This is a genomic window from Buchnera aphidicola (Hyadaphis tataricae), from assembly GCF_005081445.1.
GTDB classification, from domain to species: domain Bacteria; phylum Pseudomonadota; class Gammaproteobacteria; order Enterobacterales; family Enterobacteriaceae; genus Buchnera; species Buchnera aphidicola_AE.
This window is the reverse complement of sequence record NZ_CP034873.1, coordinates 227,471-254,229: the sequence shown is the minus strand read 5'-3', so window position 1 is coordinate 254,229 and position 26,759 is coordinate 227,471. Positions and strand designations below refer to the sequence as shown.

Annotated in this window: 25 protein-coding genes and 1 pseudogene; 22 read left to right on the top strand and 4 right to left on the bottom strand. The window is 27.8% G+C overall.

What is annotated here, in order from left to right; all coding sequences use genetic code 11:
- Positions 1–44: 44 nt before the first annotated feature.
- From pyrH to rpsB, 3 genes are all read right to left on the bottom strand, one after another.
- Positions 45–773, bottom strand: coding sequence for a UMP kinase (gene pyrH, locus D9V69_RS01155; protein WP_158356512.1), 729 nt, complete (start codon positions 771–773; stop codon positions 45–47).
- Positions 774–846: 73 nt separating this feature from the next.
- Positions 847–1,650 carry a translation elongation factor Ts gene (tsf, locus tag D9V69_RS01150; protein ID WP_158356511.1) on the bottom strand — a complete coding sequence of 268 codons (804 nt, stop codon included), beginning with the start codon at positions 1,648–1,650 and terminating at the stop codon, positions 847–849.
- Positions 1,651–1,704: 54 nt separating this feature from the next.
- On the bottom strand, positions 1,705–2,436 hold the full coding sequence (rpsB, locus tag D9V69_RS01145) for a 30S ribosomal protein S2 (RefSeq protein ID WP_158356510.1): 732 nt from the start codon (positions 2,434–2,436) through the stop codon (positions 1,705–1,707).
- A gap of 242 nt (positions 2,437–2,678) precedes the next feature.
- Here rpsB and map point away from each other — a divergent pair, with 242 nt between their 5' ends.
- Together map and dapD are read left to right on the top strand one after the other, a co-directional pair.
- The gene (map, locus tag D9V69_RS01140; protein WP_158356509.1) at positions 2,679–3,473 is read left to right on the top strand and encodes a type I methionyl aminopeptidase; all 795 of its coding nucleotides are present in this window, start codon (positions 2,679–2,681) and stop codon (positions 3,471–3,473) included.
- A 57-nt stretch (positions 3,474–3,530) separates the two neighbouring features.
- On the top strand, positions 3,531–4,346 hold the full coding sequence (dapD, locus tag D9V69_RS01135; protein WP_158356508.1) for a 2,3,4,5-tetrahydropyridine-2,6-dicarboxylate N-succinyltransferase: 816 nt from the start codon (positions 3,531–3,533) through the stop codon (positions 4,344–4,346).
- Between the two features lie 70 nt (positions 4,347–4,416).
- Here dapD and degP read toward each other — a convergent pair whose 3' ends face one another.
- Entirely contained in the window at positions 4,417–5,850 is a 1,434-nt protein-coding gene (degP, locus tag D9V69_RS01130) for a serine endoprotease DegP (RefSeq protein WP_158356507.1), read from the bottom strand.
- 230 nt (positions 5,851–6,080) lie between these two features.
- Between degP and D9V69_RS01125 the strand changes: the two genes are divergently transcribed.
- From D9V69_RS01125 to D9V69_RS01040, 20 genes and pseudogenes are all read left to right on the top strand, one after another.
- Positions 6,081–7,112 (top strand): FAD:protein FMN transferase, encoded by a 1,032-nt coding sequence (locus tag D9V69_RS01125; RefSeq protein ID WP_158356506.1) that lies wholly within the window; start codon positions 6,081–6,083, stop codon positions 7,110–7,112.
- Positions 7,113–7,390: 278 nt separating this feature from the next.
- Positions 7,391–9,106 (top strand): acetolactate synthase 3 large subunit, encoded by a 1,716-nt coding sequence (locus tag D9V69_RS01120; protein ID WP_158356505.1) that lies wholly within the window; start codon positions 7,391–7,393, stop codon positions 9,104–9,106.
- Positions 9,107–9,109: 3 nt separating this feature from the next.
- Positions 9,110–9,586, top strand: a complete 477-nt coding sequence (gene ilvN, locus D9V69_RS01115; RefSeq protein ID WP_158356504.1) for an acetolactate synthase small subunit — start codon at positions 9,110–9,112, stop codon at positions 9,584–9,586.
- Positions 9,587–9,729: 143 nt separating this feature from the next.
- On the top strand, positions 9,730–10,689 hold the full coding sequence (gene rsmH / locus D9V69_RS01110; RefSeq protein ID WP_158356503.1) for a 16S rRNA (cytosine(1402)-N(4))-methyltransferase RsmH: 960 nt from the start codon (positions 9,730–9,732) through the stop codon (positions 10,687–10,689).
- Positions 10,670–10,888 carry a cell division protein FtsL gene (locus D9V69_RS01105; RefSeq protein ID WP_158356502.1) on the top strand — a complete coding sequence of 73 codons (219 nt, stop codon included), beginning with the start codon at positions 10,670–10,672 and terminating at the stop codon, positions 10,886–10,888. The genes rsmH and D9V69_RS01105 overlap by 20 nt, the downstream gene beginning before the upstream one ends.
- A 109-nt stretch (positions 10,889–10,997) precedes the next feature.
- Complete coding sequence (ftsI, locus tag D9V69_RS01100) at positions 10,998–12,713, top strand: peptidoglycan glycosyltransferase FtsI (protein WP_158356501.1); 1,716 nt, start codon at positions 10,998–11,000, stop codon at positions 12,711–12,713.
- A gap of 11 nt (positions 12,714–12,724) precedes the next feature.
- The gene (gene murE, locus D9V69_RS01095) at positions 12,725–14,221 is read left to right on the top strand and encodes a UDP-N-acetylmuramoyl-L-alanyl-D-glutamate--2,6-diaminopimelate ligase (RefSeq protein WP_158356500.1); all 1,497 of its coding nucleotides are present in this window, start codon (positions 12,725–12,727) and stop codon (positions 14,219–14,221) included.
- A complete protein-coding gene (locus D9V69_RS03115) occupies positions 14,218–14,985 on the top strand; it encodes a Mur ligase family protein (protein WP_261979643.1) in 768 nt (255 codons plus the stop codon). Before murE ends, D9V69_RS03115 begins: the two co-directional genes overlap by 4 nt.
- Positions 14,976–15,038, top strand: a pseudogene (locus D9V69_RS03150) (hypothetical protein); the annotation flags it as partial. The gene D9V69_RS03115 and the pseudogene D9V69_RS03150, both read left to right, overlap by 10 nt.
- 12 nt (positions 15,039–15,050) lie before the next feature.
- On the top strand, positions 15,051–15,596 hold the full coding sequence (locus tag D9V69_RS03110) for a glutamate ligase domain-containing protein (protein WP_261979642.1): 546 nt from the start codon (positions 15,051–15,053) through the stop codon (positions 15,594–15,596).
- The gene (gene mraY / locus D9V69_RS01085) at positions 15,577–16,647 is read left to right on the top strand and encodes a phospho-N-acetylmuramoyl-pentapeptide-transferase (protein ID WP_158356499.1); all 1,071 of its coding nucleotides are present in this window, start codon (positions 15,577–15,579) and stop codon (positions 16,645–16,647) included. The genes D9V69_RS03110 and mraY overlap by 20 nt, the downstream gene beginning before the upstream one ends.
- Positions 16,647–17,978: a UDP-N-acetylmuramoyl-L-alanine--D-glutamate ligase gene (gene murD / locus D9V69_RS01080; protein WP_158356498.1), complete on the top strand. Its 1,332-nt coding sequence runs from the start codon at positions 16,647–16,649 to the stop codon at positions 17,976–17,978. The genes mraY and murD overlap by 1 nt, the downstream gene beginning before the upstream one ends.
- Complete coding sequence (gene ftsW / locus D9V69_RS01075) at positions 17,932–19,173, top strand: cell division protein FtsW (protein WP_261979641.1); 1,242 nt, start codon at positions 17,932–17,934, stop codon at positions 19,171–19,173. Before murD ends, ftsW begins: the two co-directional genes overlap by 47 nt.
- Positions 19,170–20,234: an undecaprenyldiphospho-muramoylpentapeptide beta-N-acetylglucosaminyltransferase gene (murG, locus tag D9V69_RS01070; protein ID WP_158356497.1), complete on the top strand. Its 1,065-nt coding sequence runs from the start codon at positions 19,170–19,172 to the stop codon at positions 20,232–20,234. The genes ftsW and murG overlap by 4 nt, the downstream gene beginning before the upstream one ends.
- Positions 20,235–20,266: 32 nt before the next feature.
- A complete protein-coding gene (murC, locus tag D9V69_RS01065) occupies positions 20,267–21,721 on the top strand; it encodes a UDP-N-acetylmuramate--L-alanine ligase (protein WP_158356496.1) in 1,455 nt (484 codons plus the stop codon).
- Positions 21,721–22,656 carry a D-alanine--D-alanine ligase gene (locus D9V69_RS01060; RefSeq protein WP_158356495.1) on the top strand — a complete coding sequence of 312 codons (936 nt, stop codon included), beginning with the start codon at positions 21,721–21,723 and terminating at the stop codon, positions 22,654–22,656. The genes murC and D9V69_RS01060 overlap by 1 nt, the downstream gene beginning before the upstream one ends.
- 147 nt (positions 22,657–22,803) lie before the next feature.
- Positions 22,804–24,060, top strand: a complete 1,257-nt coding sequence (ftsA, locus tag D9V69_RS01055; RefSeq protein WP_158356494.1) for a cell division protein FtsA — start codon at positions 22,804–22,806, stop codon at positions 24,058–24,060.
- 56 nt (positions 24,061–24,116) lie between these two features.
- Positions 24,117–25,271, top strand: coding sequence for a cell division protein FtsZ (gene ftsZ / locus D9V69_RS01050; protein ID WP_158356493.1), 1,155 nt, complete (start codon positions 24,117–24,119; stop codon positions 25,269–25,271).
- A gap of 199 nt (positions 25,272–25,470) precedes the next feature.
- Complete coding sequence (gene erpA, locus D9V69_RS01045) at positions 25,471–25,815, top strand: iron-sulfur cluster insertion protein ErpA (protein WP_158356492.1); 345 nt, start codon at positions 25,471–25,473, stop codon at positions 25,813–25,815.
- A 57-nt stretch (positions 25,816–25,872) separates the two neighbouring features.
- Entirely contained in the window at positions 25,873–26,571 is a 699-nt protein-coding gene (locus tag D9V69_RS01040) for a 5'-methylthioadenosine/adenosylhomocysteine nucleosidase (RefSeq protein ID WP_158356491.1), read from the top strand.
- Positions 26,572–26,759 lie beyond the last annotated feature (188 nt).

The following is a 26,759-nucleotide window of genomic DNA, read 5'->3' as shown; positions in this document are numbered from 1 at the left end:
AATGATTCACGTATACAATCATGTAAACTTGAATGTAGAAAAAATTATGCAGTAATCATCGTACCTTCATTGTACCCCATAATAATACGATATAAAGATCCTGTATTGTTAATATTAAAAACTCTAATGGGTAAAAGATGATCTCTAGCAAGAGTAAATGCAGATAAATCCATCACTTTTAGTTCTTTTTCAATAACATCTTTATAGGTTAAAGTTTTGTATAAAATAGCTCCAGAATTTTTTTTAGGATCTGCGGAATAAATGCCATTGACTTTTGTGCCTTTTAAAATAATATCAGATTTCGTTTCAATGCCCCTTAAACATGCAGCTGAATCTGTTGTAAAAAAAGGATTGCCAGTGCCTGCTGCAAAAATCAAAATAACGTTTTTGGACAATAAGTGCATGGCTCTTTCATGATTATATGTTTCACAAATACCATTTAATGGAACAGCTGACATTAAACAAGTTTTTATACAAGAATCAGAAGAGATAATATCTTTCATAGCTAAACTATTAATAATAGTAGACAAAATTCCAATATGATCTGAAACCACTCGATTTAAACCTAATTCATACAAATGTGTACCACGAAATAAATTTCCACTTCCAATTACTAAACCTACTTGAATACCAAGATTCACTATAGATATAATTTCACTAGCAATTTTTTGTAATGAACTAATGTTAATACCAAATTCATTTTCTCCTTTAAAAATCTCTCCACTTATTTTTAATAAAATACGTCGATATATAATGTTTTGATTTTTAGACATATTTTGAACCTAAATATATTATTGATAATATTATGGCGTTATTAAATAAAATAATGATTTTTTTTTAAAAAGATCAAGAAATAACTTCTCCTAATTCAAATCTATGAAACGAATTAATATGTAAATTATATTGATTGAGTATTTCTTGTACTGTTTTGTTAGAATCCATAATGAAATTTTGACTGGTTAGTGAAATATCATTAACAAATTTATTCATCTTTCCTGATATAATCTTCTTCAATATATTATCAGGTTTTTTAAGCTTTTTCGCTAGTTCTAATTGAATGTGATATTCTCGTTTAAAAACCGCATCAGAAACATGTTGAGGGTGTAAGTATTGAGGTTTACTAGCCGCTATATGCATAGCAATATTTTTTAAAATAGTGTCATTTACACCATGAGCATCAATCAATACACCAATGCGAACACCATGAACGTAAGAAAGTATTTTTTTAGATTTTATTAAAACAAAACGACGAATATTAATATTTTCACCCGTCTTAAAAATTAAATTTGCCCTCTTTTCTTCAAACACGTTTTTCAAATGTTCAATATTTGTGATTTCTTTTTTTAAAGCAGTTGATATGATTTCTTTTCCAAATAATACAAATAAATCATCTTTAGAGACAAAATCAGTTTCACAATTCAATTCAATCATAGCACCAATATGTTTTATAATGCCTGAAAATATTGCACCTTGATTGGTAATATTATTCATTTTCTTTGCAGCATATACTTTACCTGACTTACGCAAATTATCAATTGATTGTTCTATATCACCATTAGATTCTATTAACGCACGTTTACACTCTACAATTCCTGCTCCCGTATAAGATCTAAGTTTTTTAATAAGACTCGCAGTAATATTAGTTTTCATTGGTTTAGCCTTTTTAATATTTATGAAAAAAAACAGATAACAAAATATATAATATTAAAAAATCATATCTTTTTTAGAACCAACAAATTCTTTATCTAATACATTTTGATCGTACACTTTCGATATACTAAGAGAAATAGATTTCAAATACAAAGTCACAGATCTTATAGCATCGTCATTTCCTGGTATAACATAATCTACATTTTCAGGATTAGAATTAGTATCTACAATAGAAAAAACAGGAATACCTAAATTGTTAGCTTCTTTGATTGCAATGTGTTCATGTGAGGCATCAATAACAAACAAACAATCGGGTAATCCACCCATATTTTTAATTCCACCTAAACTATTTTCTAATTTAGATAATTCTCTAGACCTAATTAACACTTCTTTTTTAGTTAATTGAGAAAATGTACCATCTTTAGATTCTATTTCTAAATCTTTTAAACGTTTGATCGATTGACGAACAGTTTTCCAATTGGTAAGCATTCCTCCTAACCAACGGTGATTCACATAAAATTGATTGCAATGAATTGCTACTTCTTTTATACCTTTACTTGCTGCTTTTTTTGTTCCAACAAATAATATTCTTCCTTTTTTCATCGATATTTTTCTTAATTCACTTAACGCGAAATTAAACATGGGTAAAGTTTTTTCTAAATTAATAATGTGTACTTTATTACGAGTACCAAAAATAAAAGGCTTCATTTTTGGATTCCAATAACGTGTTTGATGACCAAAATGAACACCTGCTTTTAACATATCGCGCATTGATACTATTTCCATTTTTTATCTCTCTTGTTGCAAAATTGAATTTAAATATATTTTATTAAAATTTTTTCATAATTAAAATATTAAGTTTTGATTATATTTTATATAATATACATTATATTTTGATATTTAAAATATTAAACATTATCAATATATTAAAATTTTTAAAAAATTTTAATAACAAACACCACAAGCAAAAAATTTTTAACACATTTGAAATCTTTTTAAACTAATCACATAGAAAATAACTGAATATTATGAACAAGATCATTAAAACCGAATCAGAAATCAAAAAAATGCGAATCTCTGGAAAATTAGCTTCTGAAGTTCTTGAAATGATAGAAAAACATGTGCAACCCAATATAAGTACTGAAGATATTAATCAAATTTGTCACAAATATATTGTTCAAGAAAAAAAAGCAATTTCGGCTTGTTTGGGATACCATGGTTTTCCAAAATCTATTTGTACTTCGGTGAATGATGTAGTATGTCACGGTATTCCAAGCAAAAAAAAAATATTAAAAAATGGCGATATAATCAATATCGATATTACAGTGATCAAAGATAATTACCATGGTGACACCTCAAAAATGTTTTTAATAGGTGAAACGAGTATTTTGTCTCAAAGATTATGTAAGATTGCTCAAGATAGTCTTTATCTTGCATTAAAAATAATTAAACCAGGAATCGCTGCATATAAAATTGGTGAAATTATTCAAAATTATGTCGAAAAAAATAATTTTTCTGTTGTAAAAGAATATTGTGGTCACGGAATTGGTCGTTGCTTTCATGAACCACCTCATATTTTACACTATAAAAGCAAAGAAAATAACATTATTTTAGAAAAAGGAATGATTTTTACTATTGAACCAATGATCAACGCTGGACATGCTCAAGTTAGAAGTATGAAAGATGGCTGGACTGTAAAAACTAAAGATAGATCTTTATCGGCACAATATGAACACACTATATTAGTGACAGACTATGGATGCGATATTTTAACATGGAGAAAAAACGAAAAAATTAATCCGCAATTATTTAACAAAAATTAAATTGTTATAATCTAAACATATTTGTATTTTCAAACTACTAAACAGGTTAACAAAAAAATGCAATTATTCAAAAAAATTATTGAAGAAGCATACGAAAAAAAAAATGATATAAATCATATCAATGATAAAGTGTTAAACACGATAAATCATGTGATGAATTTATTAAATAATGGAGAAATAAGAATTGCAGAAAAGAAAAATGAAATATGGATCACTCATCAATGGCTAAAAAAAGCTGTTTTATTATATATGTACACAAAAAATAATAATATTATATCAAATAGTTATACTCATTACTATGATAAAATACCATTAAAATATGAAAAATATGACGCAAAAAAATTTGAAAAAGAAAAAATTCGAATTGTACCTCCAGCTACAGTGAGATACGGTGCTTTTATTAATTGCAACACAATAGTCATGCCGTCTTATATTAATATTGGAGCAAATATCGATACAGGAACTATGGTAGATACATGGGCTACTGTAGGGTCCTGTGCACAAATTGGAAAAAATGTTCATTTATCTGGAGGTGTTGGAATAGGGGGCGTTCTAGAACCATTACAAAATAACCCTACAATTATTGAAGATAATTGTTTTATTGGAGCGCGTTCTGAAATTGTAGAAGGTGTTATTATAGAAAAAGGTTCGGTAATTTCTATGGGAGTGTTTATTGGACAAAGCACAAAAATATATGATAGAGAAAACAAAAAAATTTATTATGGCAGGGTCCCTGCAAATTCTGTAGTAGTGTCTGGAAGTCTACCATCTGCAGATAAACAATATAATCTTTATGCTGCTATTATCGTTAAAAAAGTAGATTCAAAAACATTAAGCAAAACAGAAATAAATCAACTATTAAGAGAAATTTAATAAAAAAATCCGCCCGGTGCATTTCGGGCGGGAAATTATAATTTTTTTAATTTATCAAGTATTATAAGTATTACTCACTCACTAAATATATATTGTCACTTCCTCTTTTTATTTTAAAAACCAATATTTTAGGTTTCGTTTCCAAAATGCGTTTTAAATCTTCTATATTTCTTACATATTGTTGATTAACTTCTAAAATAATATCATTTTTTTTAAAACCAACTCTTGATGCTGCAGTATTTAATTCTACATTATCTACCCGTATCCCTTTTTCTTGATTTGAGAAATAATTACTGAGATCAATACCTTCAATTCCTATATAAATTTTTTTTGATTTCGAATCATGATTTATCGAATGTGTTAATTCTACAATAATATTTTTAATTTTTCCTTCTCTAAAAACTCCTAATTCCATTTTTGTATAAATTGGTAATGAACTCACTTCAGCACGCAAGGCAGAAAAACTAGAAATAGGTTTTTTATTTAAAGAAATTATAATATCTCCTGCTTGAATTCCTGCTTTATATGCAGAAGAATTAAGTAAAACTTGACTGATAAAAACACCTTTTTGAGAGTTAATTTTCATAATTTTTGCTAGATCTGAATTTAATTCCATCCCAATAATGCCTAATTCACCTCTTCGAACTTGTCCAAATTGAACAATTTGTGCAGTTAAATTTTTTACCATATTACCAGGTATAGCAAAACCTATTCCGATATTTCCACCTTCTGGAGATAATATAGCAGTATTAATACCTATTAATTCACCATTTAAATTTACTAATGCTCCACCAGAATTACCTCTATTGATCGCAGCGTCAGTTTGAATGAAATTTTCATAATGCTCAATGTTTAATCCGCTTCGACCCAAAGCTGAAATAATTCCTGAAGTAACGGTTTCACCAAGACCATATGGGTTACCAATTGCTACAGTATAATCCCCTACTCGTAAACTATCAGAATCAGCTATTTTGATTGCTTTTAAATTATGTGCGTTCTTTAATTGAATCAAAGCAATATCAGAACGAGGATCATTACCAATAACATGAGCGTCATAACGACGTCCATCACTTAGTTGTACACGAATTTTATTGGCATGTTCTATAACATGATTGTTGGTTACTGCATATCCTTTATCGGCATCAATAATAACCCCTGAACCTAAAGCTCGAAATTTTTTATGTTTATTATAATGAGGATCAACACGACAAAAAGGAGAATATCGAAAAGGGGAATTACCTTGGCAAAAAGGAGAATGATGACCAAAAAATGGATTAAATTGATGAGGTATTCGAGCAGCATTTACAACAGTGCTTCCTTCAATATTAATACTAATGACTGAAGGCATCACTTTTTCTAACATTGGAGCTAAACTAGGAGCTAATTTATTAGAATAATTGATATCGTTTATGTCAATAACACCATTCGAAGAAACTCGAAAACTTAATAACAACATTAAAAACAGTATTGCTTCGATTAATATTACGATCTTTACTCTTTTCATTGTATCTTTCTCATTATTACAGCGTTATCTAAAATAAAATATATTGTTATAAAAAATTATCATTTCAGTTAAGTAAAGCAAATTGTTTATTATACACTCCATCTTACTTGAATTCCAAGACTCGTGAATTTGTAAAATTATTAATATTACGCATCAAACTTATACTAAAAATATACTATTTTTGTTTATCATTTTAGAAACATTTTATAAAAAAGGAACAGTCATAAATTATGTCTTTAAAAAAAATTTTCGGTTTTTTTGTTATTTTTTTTTATATTACAGTGTTGTTTTGCAATCAATTTCTCACTAAAAAAATACAAAATTCTATGATTTTACAAGGAAAAACTATGGGAACATATTGGAAAGTAAAAACTACCATTCTTCAAAATAAAACACTTATATATCATCTAATTCAAAAAACTTTAAACCAAGATGAAAATATGATTTCTTCTTGGAAAAAACAATCTATAGTGTCTAAATTTAATAAACTAAAAAAAAATGAACTTCAAAGTATCAATAAAAATTTTTATCATATACTTTTAACAGCATTAAAGATCAACAAAAAAACTTATGGAAAATTAGATATTACGATAAGTTCATTGATTAATATATGGGGTTTTGGCAATAAAGATAAACCAATGAACTATCCTTCAATAAAAAAAATAAAAAAAAAACTTTCTTTATCTGGTAGTCAACATTTAAAAATTATTAAAAATCATTTTGGTATTTATTTAAAAAAGAACATCGATAATATTCAAATTAATCTGTCAACCTTGGGAGAAGGATTCGCTGCAGATCACGTGGCATATGTTTTAAAAAAAAATAAAATAAAAAATTTTACAGTCGCAGTTGGAGGAGCTGTTGTAGTACAAGCAGAACAATCGGAACAACCTAAAGTTATTGCTATTCAAAAACCTATTGATAATAAACAATCAGTTCACTTAATGATAAATTTGAAAAATAATGCCATCAGTACGTCAGGAACTTATCGAAATTATTACTATCTTCAAGGAAAACGCATTTCTCATTTGATTGATCCCGAAAATGGAAAACCTATCACACACAATTTAGTTTCAGTGAGCGTTATTACTAATACTGCATTAGAAGCAGATGGTTGGGATACAGGATTACTAGTATTAGGATTTAAAAAAGCTAAAAAAATAATATTGCAAGAAAAATTAGCAGCTTGTTTAATCACAAAAAACAAACACTCTTTTTCAACATGGATATCGCCTCAATTTAGAAAATTTTTAGTGAGTTAATTTCTGTAATAATTTATTTCAAAAAACAATACAAATTAGATTTAATTATTTCTAAAAATTGATAATATCTGATATTATTGTAATAATAAATTTTATTTAAATAGATTTGAAAAATAAAAAAATATCATTTTAAATGAATGTATTTTGAAAAAAAATAAATCAATATATAAAATTTATACATCACATTACTCTAATTTTATCTCAATAAACTACAGTATCTACTGCTAAATAGCAAACTGGGAAAATACCTATACTCAATTAGCATCCTGGAGGAAAGAATGGAAAAATTATCAGGAGCCGAAATGGTCATTCGATCATTAATTAATCAGGGAGTACAACATGTATTTGGTTATCCTGGTGGGGCTGTACTAGATATTTATGATGCTTTAAAAACTATTGGTGGAATTGAGCATATTTTAGTCAGACACGAGCAAGCAGCAACTCATATGGCTGACGGATATGCAAGATCTACCGGAAGAACAGGTGTAGTGTTGGTTACTTCAGGACCAGGAGCGACTAACGCTATTACAGGAATCGCTACTGCATATATGGATTCTGTTCCAATAGTTGTCATATCAGGTCAAGTACCCTCTTCATTAATTGGATACGATGCTTTTCAAGAATGTGACATGATAGGAATTTCTAGACCAATAGTAAAACATAGTTTTTTAGTAAAAAACACCGAAGATATTCCATTGATTTTTAAAAAATCTTTTTGGCTGGCATCAAGCGGAAGACCCGGACCTGTAGTAATTGATTTACCGAAAGATATTTTAAAAAAAGAAAAAAAATACGCGTATCAATGGCCAAAAAATATTGATATAAGATCATATAATCCAACAACCAAAGGACATCAGGGTCAAATTAAAAAAGCACTGTATCAACTACTACAGGCTAAGCAACCAGTAATTTATGCTGGAGGAGGTATTATTAGTTCTGAAAGCAGTAAAGAATTGCTGTTATTTGCTAAAAAAACAAATTTCCCTGTCACCACTTCTTTAATGGGATTAGGTGCCTTTCCTGGACAACATCCTCAAAGTCTTTCTATGTTAGGTATGCACGGTACTTATGAAGCAAATATGGCCATGCATTATGCAGATGTTATTTTTGCTATTGGTGTAAGATTTGACGATCGCACAACAAACAATGTCAAAAAATATTGTCCAAATGCAACAATTTTACATGTTGATATCGATCCAACTTCAATTTCTAAAACTGTTTCTGCTCACATACCAATTGTTGGAGATGCAAAACAAGTGTTACAAACGATGTTAACATTACTAAAAAAAGAAACACATATTCAATGTTTAAAGGATTGGTGGCAACGCATTCAAACATGGAGGGATACTAATAGTTTACAATATGATCAAAATAGTTCAAAAATTAAACCGCAAAAAGTCATTGAAACTCTTTTCAAACTAACTAAAGGTGAAGCTTATGTTACTGCAGATGTAGGGCAGCATCAGATGTTTGCTGCATTATATTATCAATTTAATAAGCCGAGAAGATGGATCAATTCTGGTGGACTCGGCACTATGGGTTTTGGTTTTCCCGCTGCCTTAGGCGTTAAATTAGCCCTACCTAAAAAAACGGTTGTTTGCATTACTGGAGATGGTAGTATTCAAATGAACATACAAGAATTGTCTACTGCAAGACAATATAATTTATCAATATTAATATTGAATCTCAATAATGCTTCTTTAGGTATGGTGAAACAATGGCAAGATATGATTTATTCTGGAAGACATTCTCATTCTTATATGGAATCACTTCCGGATTTTGTAAAATTGTCAGAATCGTATGGACATGTTGGGATTCAAATTTCTAAAGAAAAAGATCTTGAAAACAAGTTAAAAATGGCTTTAAATAAGTTATCTGAAGGTTATTTAGTATTTGTAGATGTAAAAATAGATGAATCAGAGCACGTATATCCTATGCAAATTCAAGGTGGCGGCATGAATGAAATGTGGTTAAGGAAAAAAGAGGTATACTAAAATATGCGTAGAATTCTATCTATTTTGTTAGAAAACGAATCGGGTGCTTTATCAAGAGTCATAGGGTTATTTTCACAAAGAGGATATAATATAGAAACGATAACAGTTGCTCCAACTGAAGATCCTTCATTATCTAAAATGACTATAAAGACCATAGGCGACGAAAAAACTATTGAACAAATTGAAAAACAACTACACAAACTAATAGATGTACTAAGAGTGATGCAGATTAAACCATGTTCTCATATAGAAAGAGAAATTATGTTAATCAAGGTACAAATAAACAGCCAGGGAAGAGATGGCATTAAACATATCACTGAAGTGTTTCGAGGTCAAATTGTAGATATGACATCAAAAACTTATATATTGCAATTATGCGGCACTGCAAAAAAATTAGATTCATTTTTAAAAACTATTAGAAATTTGTCAGAAATAATTGAAATCACCCGTTCTGGTATTATTGGTATTACACGTGGATAATTTAGTTAATATTTTATGTTAAAATGATTGATATCATATCTCACTTACCATCTTATTTATTAAGAAATAATATAAAAAATATTTTACAAAATAATCAGATTGATCTTATTTAATTACATTATCTTTATCAGTGATGAAAAGTTATGAAAAATCGACTTAAACATATTTCAGTCATGAAAAAAGAATTAATTCAATCTTTAAAGATCAAAGAACATGGTATTTATATCGATAGTACATTTGGTACAGGTGGACATACACATGAAATTTTAAAACGATTAGGAAAGCATGGAATATTATATTCTCTCGACAGAGATCCTCATGCTGTTTCTATAGGGAAAAAGATCAAAGATCCTCGTTTTCATATTATTCATGAAAAATTTTCAAATTTGTTAGATCATGCGAAAAACAAAAACATTATAGGGAAAGTTAATGGCATTATATTTGATTTAGGAACCTCTTCTTTGCAACTCGATGACAATCAAAGAGGATTTTCGTTTAAAAAAGATGGTCCATTAGATATGAGAATGAATCCTAGCTATGGCATTTCTGCATCAGATTGGCTTTTTAATAGCAATATTAACACTATATCATGTGTTTTAAAAAATTTTGGAGAAGAAAAATTCGCACGAAGAATAGCCTTCGCAATTACAAATCAAAACAAAATAAAAAAAATTACTAGTACTATTGAACTTGTTAAAATCATTAAAACAGCTATACCAAATCGAAATAAATTTAAACATCCTGCAAAACGAACTTTTCAAGCTATTAGAATTCATATCAATAAAGAGTTAGAAGAAATAAAAAAAGGATTAGACAGTACTTTAAAAATATTAAAGCCTGGAGGAAGGATATCAGTTATTAGTTTTCATTCTTTAGAAGATAGAATTGTAAAACAATTTATGATTCAAAATAGCAAAAAAGCAACAGTGCCATATGGACTTCCAATTACAGAAGAAAAATTAAAAAGATTAAAAATAGTTCAATTAAAAATTATAAATCGTATTTTACCTACTTCAAGTGAAGTCACAATGAATCCTAGAGCTAGAAGTTCCATCCTTCGCACAGCAGAAAGACAACATGACAATGAAGAAAAAACGTCATAATCTCATCTCTATTATTAAAAATGATCTTTTTTTAAACTATAAAATACATTTAATACTGTTCATTGCCATTATACTATCATCTCTCTGTGTAGTCATGACAGTATATCAAACTCGTTTGTTAATGATCAAAGAAGAAAAACTTTTTTTAATAAAACAAAAACAACGTGAACAGCATAGTTTATTGAAAAAATATACATGAATCATTTTATACTACATTAAAAAATTATTTTTATTAACAATATCAAATAAAAAATAATTCAATTACGCATACAATTAATTTACAAAAATCATGAATATTCATCCAAATAATGCACAAAACAAAAAATATTAAATTTTTAAAAGAAAAACGATTCAAAAACGTAATTTATAAAAATTATCGTTTTTTTATTTTATGCAGTTTTATTTCATTATCTCTATTGATTTTAATCTCACGTTTGTTTTTTTTGCAAATCATTAATAAAGAGAAATTGATTAATGAAGGTAATCGAAGAACGTTAAGAATTAAGACGACTCTCAGCACAAGAGGATTGATTTATGATCGTGCAGGATATCCATTAGCTGTTACTGTATTAGTGAATGCAATTTGTGCGGATCCTAGGATGATTCATGATATAGAAAATATTCAAAATGATTCTAAATGGAAAGATTTATCTAAAGCTCTTTCAATTCCATTAAAAACAATAAGGCTTCATATCAATAAACATAAAAATTCAAAATTCGTTTATTTAGCTAGACAGGTTAATCCTGACATTGGCAAATACATAACAAAATTAAAACTACCTGGTATTTTTATACTAGAAGAATCACAACGACTTTACACAACAGGACCAATCACCTCTCAACTAATAGGTATAACAAATATTGATGGAGAAGGTCTAGAAGGAATAGAAAAAAGTTTTAATAAATTGTTACAGGGTAAACCAGGAAAAATTAAAATTAGAAAAGATAACCGCGGTCAAATTATTGAAAAAACACTGATCATAAATAAAGCAATCTCTAAAAATCTAACACTTAGCATAGATACACAATTACAAAAAATGACTTATAATCACTTAAACAAAGCAGTTCAAGAAAATCAAGCTGACTCAGGAACTGCCGTATTAATTGATATTAAAACTGGAGAAATTTTAGCTATGGTCAATAGTCCTGCATACGATCCAAATAATATGCGGAACAGTTCTACAAACAACATTAGAAACAGAGCTATTACAGATGTCTTTGAACCAGGATCAACAGTTAAACCAATAGTGATTATGGAAGGATTAAAACTAGGTATCATTAAAGAAAACTCAATTATCAACACCAAACCATATTTAATAAAAAAACATAAAATACACGATGTTTCGTATCATAAAACACTTACTGTTACAGGTATATTGCAAAAATCTAGTAATGTAGGAGTATCAAGAGTGGCATTATGTATACCAACTTCACAGTTAATTGAGAGCTATCTGAAATTTGGATTAGGACAACCTACCCAATTAGGTTTAATAGGAGAAAAAAACGGATTTATTCCAAAAAGAAAACATTGGTCTGATTTAGATAAAGCTACATTTTCATTTGGATATGGATTGATGGTAACACCTCTGCAATTAGCAAGATTATATGCAACAATTGGTAGTTATGGCGTATATCGATCTCTTTCAATTTTTAAAGTACAGAGACCAGAAAAAGAAATAAGAATTTTTTCTAAAAAATATGTAAAACAGGTTATAAAAATGCTAGAAAAAGTGGCTATAAAGGGTGGTGGAGGTCTGAAGGCGGCAGTGAAAGGATATCGTGTTGCTGTTAAAACAGGTACTGTAAAAAAAATCGGTAAGAATGGAAAATATGTAAAAAAATACATAGCTTATACTGCAGGAATAGCTCCGGCGAGTAGTCCACGTTTTTCATTAATAGTGATGATTGATAATCCAAAAAAACAACAATACTATGGAGGAGCAATTTCGGCTCCAGTATTTAGTAGTATCATGGAATCAACATTAACAACACAACATATTCAAAAAGATCATGAACTAGAATAGTTAGGTATAAAATGAATAAGGTTTGTTTGAAACATTTGTTATCACCATGGATACAAAATGCTCCCAAAAAAGATATTTTTCATTTAAGTATGGATAGCCGTACTGTAGTACCAGGTACTTTGTTTATAGCAATTCTCGGTACAAAACAAGATGGACGTAATTTTATTTACGAGGCTATTCATAAACAAGCAACAACAATTTTATATGAAATTCACAAAAAATTAGATCATGGAAAATGTAAGTATATGAACTATGTTCCTATTATACGTTTTTTTAGACTCAATGAACATATTTCATTATTAGCAGATCGCTTTTATAACACACCAGGAAAAAAAATCAAAATAATTGGAGTTACCGGTACTAATGGAAAAACTACTGTAACACAAGTTATTAATCAATGGACTAATATACTAGGTGATAAAGTTGCTACTATTGGAACATTAGGAAATGGTTTTTATGGTTTTTTAAAACCCACAAAAAATACAACCCCTTCGGCTATTTATATTCAATCTTTTTTATATATGGCACTGAAAAAAAAAACTAAATTAGTTACGATGGAAGTTTCATCACATGGTCTAATACAGCACCGTGTTAAAGGTGTTCATTTTTATATTGGAGTATTTACAAATCTTAGTCAAGACCATTTAGATTATCATAAAAACATGCAACAATATGAATCATCTAAATGGTTGCTATTTAGTACTCATATTGTAAAAAAAATCATAATAAATGCAAATGATGATCACGGTAAAATATGGCTAAAAAAATTATTTAATTTTTATACTGTAGCGGTCACTATCCAAGATAATACACAAAAAAAATATTCAAAAAAATGGATAAATGCTACAAATATTCAATATTATGAAGAAACAGTTCAAATTACTTTTGAATCAAGTTGGGGCAATGCTAAAATATCATCTTCTCTAATAGGAAGATTTAATGTTATCAATCTTTTATTATCATTAGCGTGTCTTTTAGAATTAGGTTATAGTTTGTCAGATTTACTCAAGACATCCAATGAAATCAAACCCATTCAGGGTCGTATGGAAACTTTTAAATATCATAGTAAGACAAAATTTGTTATTGATTATGCTCATACCCCTGATGCATTACAACAAGCGCTGACTGCAATACGTTTACAGTATAAACAAAAGTATATATGGTGTATATTTGGATGCGGAGGAGAGAGAGACAAAACAAAACGTTCTATTATGGGATCAATTGCTGAATCAATAGCAGATAAAATTATTATTACCAATGATAATCCAAGAAATGAAAAAGAGCGCAATATTGTAGTAAATATTTTAAATGGCATTAAAAATAAGAAAAAAATTTTAATTATTTTAAATAGAAAAAAAGCGATATCTTATGCATTTTTTAAATCCAAATCTAATGATATTATTTTTATAGCTGGAAAAGGTCACGAGGAACAACAAATTATTAAAAATCGACATATTAATTATTCGGACAAAACAACAGTATTAAAATTATTAGGAAAAGATATATGATATCTTTATCGTTAAAACAAGTCGCTAAAATCACTAATGGCACATTATATGGCATAGACAAAATAATTAATAATGTTGTTATAAATAGTAAAATGGTCGTTCCAGGATGTCTTTTTGTTGCGTTAATAGGTAAAAAATTCGATGCTCATATATTCATACATGATGCTGTATTAAACGGTTGTTCTGCGATTCTTGCACAAAAAAAAATTCAATTTTGTATCTCGTATATCGTAGTCAAAAACACCTCTATGGCTTTAGGAAAGCTTGCGCATTGGGTGAGAATGTCAACAAAATCAAAAATAATAGCGATTACAGGATCTTGTGGAAAAACTTCTGTTAAAGAAATGACCGCATCTATATTAAGACAAAATGGAAAAACAATATCTACTATTGAAAATTATAATAACAATATCGGTGTACCTATTACCTTATTACAACTGAATCAAAAACATAAATATGGTGTCATCGAATTGGGTGCTAATCAACCGGGTGAAATTTTCTATACCAGTAATATTACAAAACCAAACGTTATACTTATAAATAACATTTATTATGCCCATTTAACGGGTTTCAAATCACTTTTAGGCGTTTCTAAATCAAAATCTGAGATTTTCTCTGGTCTTCAAGATAATGGAACTGTTATTATAAATTTAGATAGCCATCATCTTTCAAAATGGTCTAAATACATACATAATAAAAATATTTTATATTTCTCTATTAAAAAAAAAAAAATAGTAATTTTTTTTCAAGTAACATTAAAATAAATAAATATGGAACATCATTTACAATACATACACCATCTGGACAAATAAATATTTCACTACCATTTTTGGGATATCAGAACATCTCTAATGCATTAGCTGCTACTGCGCTTGCTTTTCCTTTTCAAATACCCTTAAAAAAAATTAAAATTGGATTGTCAAGCACTCCTATTTTATCAGGAAGATTAGAAACTATTCAATTAAATGATAACAAAATTTTAATTAATGATACGTATAATGCTAATGTTTCATCTATGATTACAGCAATAAAAGTGTTAGAAACAATGCCAGGATACAAAATGTTAGTAGTAGGAGATATGTCGGAACTAGGAGAAAATACTGTTTTATATCACAAAATGATAGGCAATACTGCTAACTTTTCTAAAATCGACGAAGTACTTAGCATAGGTGATATTAGTCATGAAATTAGTCAAATTTGCAATAATGGTCAACATTTCTCTAACAAAGCAACATTAAATAAATACATAAAAAATGTTCTTTTAAAAAAAACAAATATTACAATATTAGTAAAGGGTTCTCGTAATGCAAATATGGAAAAAACAGTACAATATATTATAAAAGAGAGCAAAAAAAATGTTAATTTGGTTGCATGAATATTTCGATTGTTATTTAAACAATATTTCTTATATTCCATATCGTGCAATATTAAGTTTATTAACGGCATTTTTCACTAATTTATATATTGCACCGTATTTTATAAATTTTTTTAAAAATCGACAAAAATATCAAATAATACGACAAGAAGGACCAAAAAAACATCATTTAAAAAGTACTACTCCAACTATGGGAGGTGTTTTGATTGTTTTTTCTATAACATTTTCTACAATATTATATTCAGATCTTTCTAATAATTACATTTGGTATGTTCTTAGTATTTTAATAGGATACGGTTTGATTGGTTTTTTAGACGACTATAAGAAACTAAAATACGCAAATACAATCGGTCTAACTTTAAAATGGAAATATTTTTTATTATCTTTATTTGCTGCAATATTAATTATCATAATATTTATAGATTCAAATCATATTTTTTTTGCTCAATTTACTATTCCTTTTTATAAAATAAACTATAAATTCGATTACTTATATTTATTTTTATCATATTTTGTCATAGTTGGTACCAGTAATGCAGTCAATCTGACTGATGGATTAGATGGATTGGCCATCATGCCTATTATTTTTGTAACATGTGGTTTTACATTAATATCTTTTTTTAGCAACAATATTAATTGTACTGATTTCTTAAATGTTTATTATATAAAAAATTCAGGTGAGTTAGTTGTATTATGTACAGCCATCATTGGATCGGGATTGGGCTTTTTATGGTTCAACAGTTATCCGGCAAAAATATTTATGGGAGATGTTGGATCTCTCTCATTAGGAGGAGCATTAGGAACTATTGCAATTTTATTACATCAAGAAATATTATTAATTGTTATAGGTGGCGTATTTGTATTTGAAACTATATCTGTGATTTTACAAGTAATCTCATTTAAAATCAGAAAAAAAAGAGTTTTTAAAATGGCACCTATCCATCATCATTATGAAATACAAGGAATATTAGAACCAATTATTATTGTAAGATTTTGGATTATTTCATTAATGTTGCTGTTAATTGGTATTATTTCTTTAAGGGTATGTTAATGAAATATAATTATTTTCAAAAAAAAATACTAATTTTAGGAATGGGATTAACAGGAATATCATGCATGAACTTTTTTTTAAAAAAAGGCATTGAACCAAAAATGATCGAAGAATCTAAAAATCCTATAAATTTAAATAAAATTCCTAAAAATGTTCAATATTATTTAGGAAATTTAGAACATCCATGGATTTTAGAATCAGATTTGATTGTGATTAGTCCTGGAATTTCTTCTTTTAGAACTATTTTAATACGTGCTCGTCTTTTAGGTATTGAAATTGTTAGTGATATAGAATTGTTTTCTAGAGAAGCGAGATCGCCTATTATATCAATTACAGGTACAAACGGAAAAAGTACTGTAGCAACTATGATACAAAAAATAGCAAAAAATGCAGGCTATCATGTGATATTAGCTGGAAATATTGGTGTTCCTGTACTTGATACATTAAATCAAATCACTAATTTATATATATTAGAAATATCTAGTTTTCAATTAGAAAACACATTTAGCTTAAAATCTAAAGTATCTGTTATTTTAAACATTAGTGAAGATCACACTAATAGATATCCACAGGGCTTTGAACAATATAAAAAAACTAAGTTGTCTATTTATAATAATTCAGAAATTTGCATAGTAAATTTACAAGAACAATCAAAAGAAATAATTAAAACAAATAAATCTAAAAAATGGATTACTTTTGGAACAAAAAAAAGTGATTATCAAGTATGTTATGCTAAAAAAAAAATATTTTTATGTCATCTTAATAAAATTATATGCAACGTGAGCAAAACATTATTAACTGGTGATCATAATTATAATAACGCATTGGTTGCATTATCTATTGCAGACGTTATGAAATTACCGAGAAAAAAAACAATACAAACTCTTACAACATTTTCTAATTTACCACATAGATTCCAGATAATACATACACAAAATGGAATAGATTGGATTAATGACTCTAAGTCTACTAATGTTAACAGCACACAAGCTGCGTTACATTCTGTAAAAAACACAGGCACAATAAGATTGCTATTAGGAGGCGATAGTAAATCTGCGAATTTTAAAAAATTAAATAAATATCTGCAGAAATTAAAAATAAAAATTTATTGCTTTGGAAAAGATGGAAAACATATTGCAGAAACACTTCAAACTGAATCTGTTCATGTCAATACCTTACAACAAGCAATGATGTTAATTCAAAAGCAAGTTGTTTCAGGTGATACAGTACTCTTGTCTCCTGCTTGCAGCAGTTTAGATCAATTTTCTAATTTTAAAGAGCGAGGTGAGATGTTTATTAAAATTACTAAGGAAATCCATCGATGTACTTAAAGATAAACTTAAAAAAAAAGAAAACAATATAAAAAAAAACAAAAGAACATATAAATCACATGATGTTGATATTATTTTGTACGATCGTTTAGTGTTTTGGTTAAGTTTAATTTTATTTGCATGTGGATTGATTATGGTCGTGTCTACATCCATTCCGATAGGTGAAAACTTATATCATGATCCATTTTTTTTTGTAAAAAGAGAAATATTTTATTTTTTTTTAATATTTGTTTTGTCTTGTATTATATTACAAATACCCATGATTTTTTGGAAAAGAAATAGCAAAATTATCTTAATAATTTCAATTTTATTACTTGGATCGGTATTATTTATCGGGCATTCAATACATGGATCTTCTAGATGGATAAATATAGGATTGTTACATATACAACCTTCAGAAATATGTAAGATTTCTTCTTTCTGTTATATATCTGATTATTTATCAAGAAAATATCAGGAGGCACGCAATAACTTTTGGGGATTTTTAAAACCTATAAGTATTATCGTAATACAAGTCGTTTTATTACTAGCTGAACCTGATTTAGGCAGTGCAATAGTTATTTTTTTTACTAGTTTGTCAGTTTTGTTTCTTTCTGGTGTTAAAATAAAACAATTTTTAATGATTGTATTAATCAGTATTTTGATGATTGTTTTATTGATTTTATTGGAACCTTATCGTGTTAAAAGAATATTATCTTTTTGGAATCCTTGGCAGGATCCATTTGGTAATGGTTATCAGTTAACACAGTCTTTAATAGCCTTAGGACAAGGTAACTATTTTGGTCAAGGTTTAGGAAATTCAATACAAAAATTATACTATTTACCTGATGCACACAGTGATTTTATATTTTCTATTATAGGAGAGGAACTCGGTTATATTGGTGCATCTTGCATATTATTAGCAATTTTTACTATTTCTTTGAGAGCTATGTACATTGGAAAACAATCTTTAGAACAACAAAAAATATTTTCAGGTTTTTTAGCATGTTCTATTGGTATTTGGTTTAGTTTTCAAACTTTAATTAATGTCGGCGCAGTCACTGGAATTTTGCCTACAAAAGGATTAACTTTACCCTTTATCAGTTATGGCGGTTCAAGCTTAATAGTTAATTCTATTGCAATTTTTTTTCTATTAAGAATAGATTTTGAAAATAGATTGAGAACAATACAAGCGTTTCCTAAGGCAAAAAAATGATTACCAAAAAAATAATAATCATGGGTGGTGGTAGTGGTGGTCATGTGTTTCCAGGACTAACTATAGCAAATTTCTTGATCAAAAAAGGATGGAAGATTAATTGGATTGGTACGAAAAACCATATTGAATCTAAATTGGTACCACAACAGGGTATAAAAATACATTTTATAAAAATTAAAGGTTTACGCAATGCTAGTTTGAAAAATTTGTTATTGTCGCCAATATACATATTGAAAGCTTGTTATAAAATAAGAAAAATAATCAAACATTGGTCTCCAGACATCATATTAGGTATGGGGGGGTATGTATCGGGTCCAGGATGTATAGCAGCGTGGTATTCTAAAATACCATTTATTTTACATGAACAGAATCAAATCGCAGGAATGACTAATAAATGGCTTTCTAAAATCTCTACAAAAAATATGCAGGCATTTCCTGGTGTATTAATCAACGCTGCAACAGTCGGTAATCCAATCTGTGAAGATATTATAAACATTCCAAAACCTGCAGATCGTTTTAAAAATAGAACAGGTCCTTTGCGTGTCCTAGTGATAGGTGGAAGTCAAGGAGCTTCCATACTTAACCATATTTTTCCTGATGTATCAGTGATTTTAAAAAACAAGATTATTATTTGGCACCAATCAGGTTATCAAGAATTTGAAAAAACCAAAAAAAAATATCAAAAAACTGGATTAACATCAAATATTATTACTCATTTTATAACAAATATTGCTGATGCATATGCATGGGCGGATATTATTGTTTGTCGTTCAGGAGCATTAACCGTAAGTGAAATATCTGTCGTAGGGCTAGCAGCAATTTTTATTCCTTATCCACATCAAGATCAACAACAATATAAAAATGCGGAAACATTAAAAAATATTGGAGCTGCGAAAATAATAAATCAATCATTTTTAAATACACAGTTATTGGTTAATATATTGAATAAAGTTAATCGAGAAGATCTTTTAATTATGGCAAAAAAAGCTTATTCAATAGGCGTACGCAATGCTACATTAAACGTTTTTAAAATTATTAATGATATTGTAAATCTAAAATAAATATTATTAATCTACAAAAACATATAAAAAGTATGAATATAAACGATATAAAAAAAATTAATTTTTTTATTACAAAAAAAAGAAGGGTGAAAACGATTCATTTTGTTGGTATCGGTGGTGTAGGAATGGTGGGAATCGCCTTGATTTTATTAAAATTAGGGTACCAAATCAGTGGATCTGATTTATCAAACAATTCAATTACTAAAACATTAATTAAGTTAGGAGTAAAAATATATTTTCAACATTCTAAAGAACATGTCAAAAACATTGATGTTGTAATTAAATCTAGTGCTATTAAAGACAAGAATGAAGAAATTATAGCTGCTAAAAAATTCAACATCCCTGTTTTATTAAGAGCAGAAATGCTTCAAATATTGATGCAATATAAAATAGGAATAGCTATTTCTGGAACACATGGTAAAACTACTACTACTTCTATGATTACAGACATATGTATACAAGGCGGACTTAGTCCAACTTGTATCAATGGCGGTTTAATAAAATCTATTAATAATTATGCTATTTTAGGTTCATCTAATTATTTTATTGTCGAAGCTGATGAAAGTGATGCATCTTTTTTATATTTAAATCCAACTATTGCTATAGTAACAAATATTGAATTAGAACATATAGAATATTATTCTAATATTAAAAATTTAATAAATACATTTTTACAATTCTTACAAAAAATTCCAATACATGGAACAGCTATAATATGTATAGATAACATTAATATTCATAATATTTTATCGAAAATCAAATGCGAAATTATTACATATGGATTTCATCACAATGCCGATGTTCGCGTGTGCGATTATAAACAAAGTGATTTTATTGGATATTTTAAATTAGTGACGAAAAAAAGAAAAACATTAAACATCACGTTAAACATACCTGGAAAACATAACGCATTAAATGCAGCTGCTGCAGTTGCATTCGCTATAAAACAAAACATACAAAACCACGACATAATTTTTTCATTAAAATATTTTCAAGGTACGTGTAGAAGATTAGAATGTCTTGGATATATTTCAATAAAACAAAAAAATATACAATATAAGAATATTATGTGTATAGATGATTACGGACATCATCCCACAGAAATATCTGAAACAATTAAAACTATAAAAACCAGTTGGCCAAAAAAAAATCTTATAATGATATTTCAACCTCATAGATACACAAGAACACATCATTTATATAATGAATTTATCAAAATTTTATCTACAGTAGATGTTTTATTATTGCTTAATGTATATTCTGCAAAAGAAAAATATATTACTGGAGCAGATAGTTTTTCATTGTGTAAAGATTTAAACAAAAGAAGTACAGTCGACGCAACATTAATTGTTCATCATAATGTTTTATTGGACATTCTTATTTCTAAATTACATGATAATGATATCCTAATAATACAAGGAGCTGGAAATATAAATAGAATAGTTAAAAAAATCTTATTTCAAAACAATCAACAGATAATAACATAATGAACAAAAAAATAGCCGTTTTATTCGGTGGAACATCTTCTGAAAGAAGCATTTCTATAAAATCAGGCAATGCTGTAAGAAATAGTTTATTAAAATCTGGTATCAATGCACATTTAATCGATACACGTGATGATTTCATAACGAAATTAAAAAATTATAATTTTAACCAAGCATACATTGCATTACATGGACGAGGAGGTGAAGATGGTAGTATTCAAGGTGTTCTTGAATACTTAAACATTCCTTATACAGGAAGTGGAATTATGGCTTCTGCAATTGCTATTGATAAATTTAGAAGTAAATTGATTTGGAAAGCTTGTAATCTTCCAATATTACCTGATATTTTTGTTTCAAAAAAAAACAATAATTTATTCAATGAACATACAATAAATAGAATATTACATTTACAATTTCCTATTTTAATTAAACCCAATAATCAAGGATCTAGTATAGGAATTCAATTAGTACACTCATTATCGGAACTAAATTCAGCCGTTGATATTGCTTTTAATTATGACAACAACATTTTAATAGAAAAATTTATACAAGGACAAGAATATACAGTATCTATTCTTGGAAAACAAATACTACCTACTATTCATATTTCTAAAAAATATAGTTTGTATGATTATCATGCTAAATATGAATCTAGTTCTACTAAATACTGTTGTCCCAGTGGATTAAATGATATACAGGAAAAAAATTTAAGAAAAATAGCCATGAAAGCATGGAATGCATTAAACTGTGAAGGACATGGAAGAATAGATGTTATTTTAGATGTAAAAAATCAATTTTGGTTATTAGAAGTCAACACGATACCTGGAATGACAGAACGCAGTTTATTTCCCATGGCAGCAAAAGCAGATGGTATATCTTTTGATGAATTAATTTTATTAATTTTAAATATAAAAAAACCACTTTTGCATGATCAATGACAGCAATGTATATTAAAAAATATCAAAAAATTGGATATCAAGATACTAATTTTTTAATGATCTTAAGCAATGATGACACAAATACAAAAAAATTAAATCTCATTCGCAAGGTAATAACTAAAGTAATATGGTACAGGCCAAAGAATAATGATTATATCAAAAGACAGAAAATTAGTAGTCGGATTGGAAATTGGTACTACTAAAGTTGTTACTTTGGTGGGAGAAATGTTATTGGATAACAGAATTAAAGTCATTGGATATGGCGTATCTTTTTCTAAGGGAATAGATAAAGGGAGAATTAACAATTTAAATGCAATTGTAAATTGTATACAAGAATCTATTAAAAAAGCTGAACAAATGGCTGATTGTCATATAACTTCAGTATATCTTGCTTTATCGAATCAATATATTCATTGTCAAAATGAAATAGGTATTGTGCCAATTTCTGAAGAAGAGGTAACAAAAGAAGATTTAGATAATGTAATATACACTGCAAAATCTGTTCAAATTCCTAATGAACATTATATATTACATGTCATTCCTCAAGAATATTCAATTGATCAACAATCTGGAATAAAAAACCCGATAGGTTTATCTGGAATACGTATGCAAGTTAAAGTACATTTGATTACTTGTGATCAAAACATGTCTAAAAATTTAATTAGAGCTGTAGAAAAATGCGGTGTAAAAGTTGATCAACTTATTTTTTCAGGTCTAGCTTCAAGCAATGCTATATTAACTGAAGATGAACGCAAACTTGGTGTATGTATAATTGATATAGGTGGTGGAACAATAGATTTTGCTATTTATATAAATGGTAGTATAAAACATAGCCAAGTTATTCCATATGCAGGCAACATTGTTACCAGTGATATTTCATATGCTTTTTGTGTGTCTCATGATGATGCAGAAAATATGAAGATTCAACACGGATCTGCTATAAAACCTCCTTTAGGTTCTTCAAAAAATATTGATTGTTCTAATATTAATAGCAATTTACAAGCTATATTACAACAAGACGCATTAATAGAAGTAATTGAATCAAGATACATTGAATTATTAAAATTAGTAGAAAACCAAATATCAAAGATACAAAAAAAATTACAAAAACAAGGCGAAAAATATGATTTATCAAGTGGTATAGTGCTTACTGGAGGTGGATCAAAAATTCCATTTTTAACTCATTGTGCAGAAAAAGTATTTCACAAAAAAGTAAGGATCGGTAATTCTTTAAACATGTTTGATTTACAAGATGATATCAATGAACCAAATTATACAACAGTTATCGGTTTATTGCATTGTGGAAAAGAACTCTATATGAACACTGAAAAGATAGAAAAAAAATATTCTTATTTTACAAAATGGTTTAACCAAATTAATAATTGGTTTAAAAAAGAATTTTAAACAAATGCACTATACTTAAAAGTTTATAAAATAAAAATAGATAATGGAAACAAATTATGTTGGATTCTTCAGAATTAAGTAACAATGCGATAATTAAAGTAATTGGAGTTGGAGGTGGTGGTGGCAATGCAGTGGAACATATGGTCAGAGAGCGTATTGAAGGTGTTGAATTTTTTGCAATTAACACTGATGCACAAGCCTTAAGAAAAATAGAAGTAGAACAAACTATACAAATAGGAAACAGCATCACTAAAGGATTAGGTGCCGGAGCTAATCCAGAAGTAGGTCGTACCTCTGCAGAAGAAGATAAAGAATTATTAAAATCTGCATTGAATGAATCTGATATGATTTTTATTGCAGCAGGAATGGGTGGAGGCACTGGAACTGGAGCTGCACCCGTAGTAGCAGAAATCGCAAAAGATTTAGGCATTTTAACTGTTGCTGTAGTTACGAAACCATTTAATTTTGAAGGCAAAAAAAGAATGATTGTAGCAGAACAAGGAATTGTTGAACTTTCAAAATACGTTGATTCTTTAATTATTATTCCAAATGACAAATTATTAAAAGTTCTTAACCGAGGCATTTCTTTATTAGATGCATTTAGTGCGGCAAATAATGTTTTAAAAGGAGCAGTACAAGGCATTGCTGAATTAATTACAAGACCAGGATTGATGAATGTCGACTTTGCTGATGTACGCACTGTAATGTTAGAAATGGGATATGCTATGATGGGAACAGGTATATCTTCTGGAGAAAACCGTGCAGAAGAAGCAGCTGAAATTGCTATATCAAGTCCTTTGTTAGAAGATATAGATTTATCTGGAGCACGTGGAGTTCTAGTAAATATTACTGCCGGTTTTGATTTAAAATTAGATGAATTTGAAACGGTAGGAAATACCATCAGATCTTTTTCTTCTGATAACGCAACAGTTGTTATAGGAACTTCTTTAGATCCAGATATGAATGACACTCTTCGAGTAACAGTTGTTGCTACAGGAATTGGTATGGAAAAAAATTCAGATACCAATCAAATAAAAAAACGGTCTTCTAGAGAAGTATTAATGGATTATCGTTATCAATATTTAAATATTACTCCGAACAAAACTAATAAAAACACAGCAAAAAAAGACATAAAAGAACCAAAAAATATATTGAATACAGAATCAGAATATTTAGATATTCCGTCTTTTCTAAGAAAAAAATCCGATTAAATAATTTAAATTATTAAAAAATATTTTAATACAGTAAATTACATATTAATTATGTAATTATCTTAAAACCTTGTGCCAATAACGCAATAAATTTATTGGCACACCCTTTTAAATGTTTTATTAAAAACAAAATATAAAAAATTTTTATTTATGATAAAATAAAAAATTATAATATATTCGACATCTTTGAGAATAAAAAATGACAAAATCAAAAAAAGAATATCTCAGTTTTACTGATAGCGCAACGAAAAAAATAAAAAACCTGATTAAAGAAAAACAAAATAATAATTTAAAATTAAGAATATATATCAGTGGAGGTGGATGCAGTGGATTTCAATATCAATTTATTTTTGATGAAAGGGTCAATAAAAATGATATAGTAATTAATCAGTCAAATGTGTCATTAGTTATTGATCCAATTAGTTTACAGTATTTATATGGAGGAAAAATTGATTATTTAGAAAATTTAGAAGGCTCTAAATTTATAGTATCCAATCCTAATGCAAAAAATACATGTGGATGCGGTGCCTCATTTAATATTTAAACACATCACATTCATTGGTATTTTTTATAAAGATAATACAAATACAACATCAAAAATATGAAAATTGGAATAATCGGTGCAATGCATCAAGAAATTCAAATAATCAAAAACATAATAAAACCATACCACATCAAAAATCTTATCAATTCTAAAATATATATAGGAATGTTTAAAACACATGAAATTTTTTTAATTCAATCAGGAATAGGAAAAGTTTCAGCTGCTATTGCATGTATGACTTTAATTCAATTGTGTAAAATTGATTTAATTATTAATAGTGGATCTGCTGGAGGTTTGATTAAAACATTATCAATTGGAGATCTTATTGTTCCTAAAAAAATATGCTATTATGATGTCAATCTAAAAAATTTTGGATATTCTTTAGGACAAATACCTACGTATCCAAAATTTTTTCGAGTAAATAACGTATTATTTAATTTTTTTAAAGAAGTATCTAAACAATTTCAGTTACCATTTTATACAGGTATTATTGTTAGCGGAGATTCATTTGTCAGAAAAAAAGTATATGTAAATCAATTAAAACATCATTTTTCTTCTGCTGTCGCTGTGGATATGGAGTCAGCTGCAATAGGTCAAGTATGCTATAAATTTAACATCCCTTTTATTGTTATTAAATCTATTTCTGATGCATCTGATAATAGTGCAACTGTAAACTTTAAAAAAAACATTGATATTGCATCCTTACAGTCTTCAAATTTTGTAAAAATAATTTTAGAAAACATTATTACAATATAAAACATGAAACATAACTAAGTGAATAAAAAATAGTATTCTTATGATATTTTTGATAATCTTGAAGAACGTAGTTTTTAAAAAAAATTGCACATATGAAAAAATATTCTTAGAAATATATTTCTAAAATAATTTTTAAAAAATTACTTTTTTAATAGCATCACTTTCCTGCTTTAACATCTAAAAATATA

Bases quoted from the DNA above. Each gene is read 5' to 3' on its own strand.
- erpA (WP_158356492.1), top strand. From the start codon at position 25,471: ATGACAAAATCAAAAAAAGAATATCTCAGTTTTACTGATAGCGCAACG.
- rpsB (WP_158356510.1), bottom strand. From the start codon at position 2,436: ATGGAAATAGTATCAATGCGCGATATGTTAAAAGCAGGTGTTCATTTT.
- D9V69_RS01125 (WP_158356506.1), top strand. From the start codon at position 6,081: ATGTCTTTAAAAAAAATTTTCGGTTTTTTTGTTATTTTTTTTTATATT.
- murD (WP_158356498.1), top strand. From the start codon at position 16,647: ATGAAATATAATTATTTTCAAAAAAAAATACTAATTTTAGGAATGGGA.
- degP (WP_158356507.1), bottom strand. From the start codon at position 5,850: ATGAAAAGAGTAAAGATCGTAATATTAATCGAAGCAATACTGTTTTTA.
- map (WP_158356509.1), top strand. From the start codon at position 2,679: ATGAACAAGATCATTAAAACCGAATCAGAAATCAAAAAAATGCGAATC.
- rsmH (WP_158356503.1), top strand. From the start codon at position 9,730: ATGAAAAATCGACTTAAACATATTTCAGTCATGAAAAAAGAATTAATT.
- D9V69_RS01060 (WP_158356495.1), top strand. From the start codon at position 21,721: ATGAACAAAAAAATAGCCGTTTTATTCGGTGGAACATCTTCTGAAAGA.
- D9V69_RS01120 (WP_158356505.1), top strand. From the start codon at position 7,391: ATGGAAAAATTATCAGGAGCCGAAATGGTCATTCGATCATTAATTAAT.
- pyrH (WP_158356512.1), bottom strand. From the start codon at position 773: ATGTCTAAAAATCAAAACATTATATATCGACGTATTTTATTAAAAATA.
- ftsI (WP_158356501.1), top strand. From the start codon at position 10,998: ATGCACAAAACAAAAAATATTAAATTTTTAAAAGAAAAACGATTCAAA.
- mraY (WP_158356499.1), top strand. From the start codon at position 15,577: ATGTTAATTTGGTTGCATGAATATTTCGATTGTTATTTAAACAATATT.
- ftsZ (WP_158356493.1), top strand. From the start codon at position 24,117: ATGTTGGATTCTTCAGAATTAAGTAACAATGCGATAATTAAAGTAATT.
- tsf (WP_158356511.1), bottom strand. From the start codon at position 1,650: ATGAAAACTAATATTACTGCGAGTCTTATTAAAAAACTTAGATCTTAT.
- ilvN (WP_158356504.1), top strand. From the start codon at position 9,110: ATGCGTAGAATTCTATCTATTTTGTTAGAAAACGAATCGGGTGCTTTA.
- ftsA (WP_158356494.1), top strand. From the start codon at position 22,804: ATGATTATATCAAAAGACAGAAAATTAGTAGTCGGATTGGAAATTGGT.
- murG (WP_158356497.1), top strand. From the start codon at position 19,170: ATGATTACCAAAAAAATAATAATCATGGGTGGTGGTAGTGGTGGTCAT.
- D9V69_RS01040 (WP_158356491.1), top strand. From the start codon at position 25,873: ATGAAAATTGGAATAATCGGTGCAATGCATCAAGAAATTCAAATAATC.
- dapD (WP_158356508.1), top strand. From the start codon at position 3,531: ATGCAATTATTCAAAAAAATTATTGAAGAAGCATACGAAAAAAAAAAT.
- D9V69_RS01105 (WP_158356502.1), top strand. From the start codon at position 10,670: ATGAAGAAAAAACGTCATAATCTCATCTCTATTATTAAAAATGATCTT.
- D9V69_RS03115 (WP_261979643.1), top strand. From the start codon at position 14,218: ATGATATCTTTATCGTTAAAACAAGTCGCTAAAATCACTAATGGCACA.
- murE (WP_158356500.1), top strand. From the start codon at position 12,725: ATGAATAAGGTTTGTTTGAAACATTTGTTATCACCATGGATACAAAAT.
- murC (WP_158356496.1), top strand. From the start codon at position 20,267: ATGAATATAAACGATATAAAAAAAATTAATTTTTTTATTACAAAAAAA.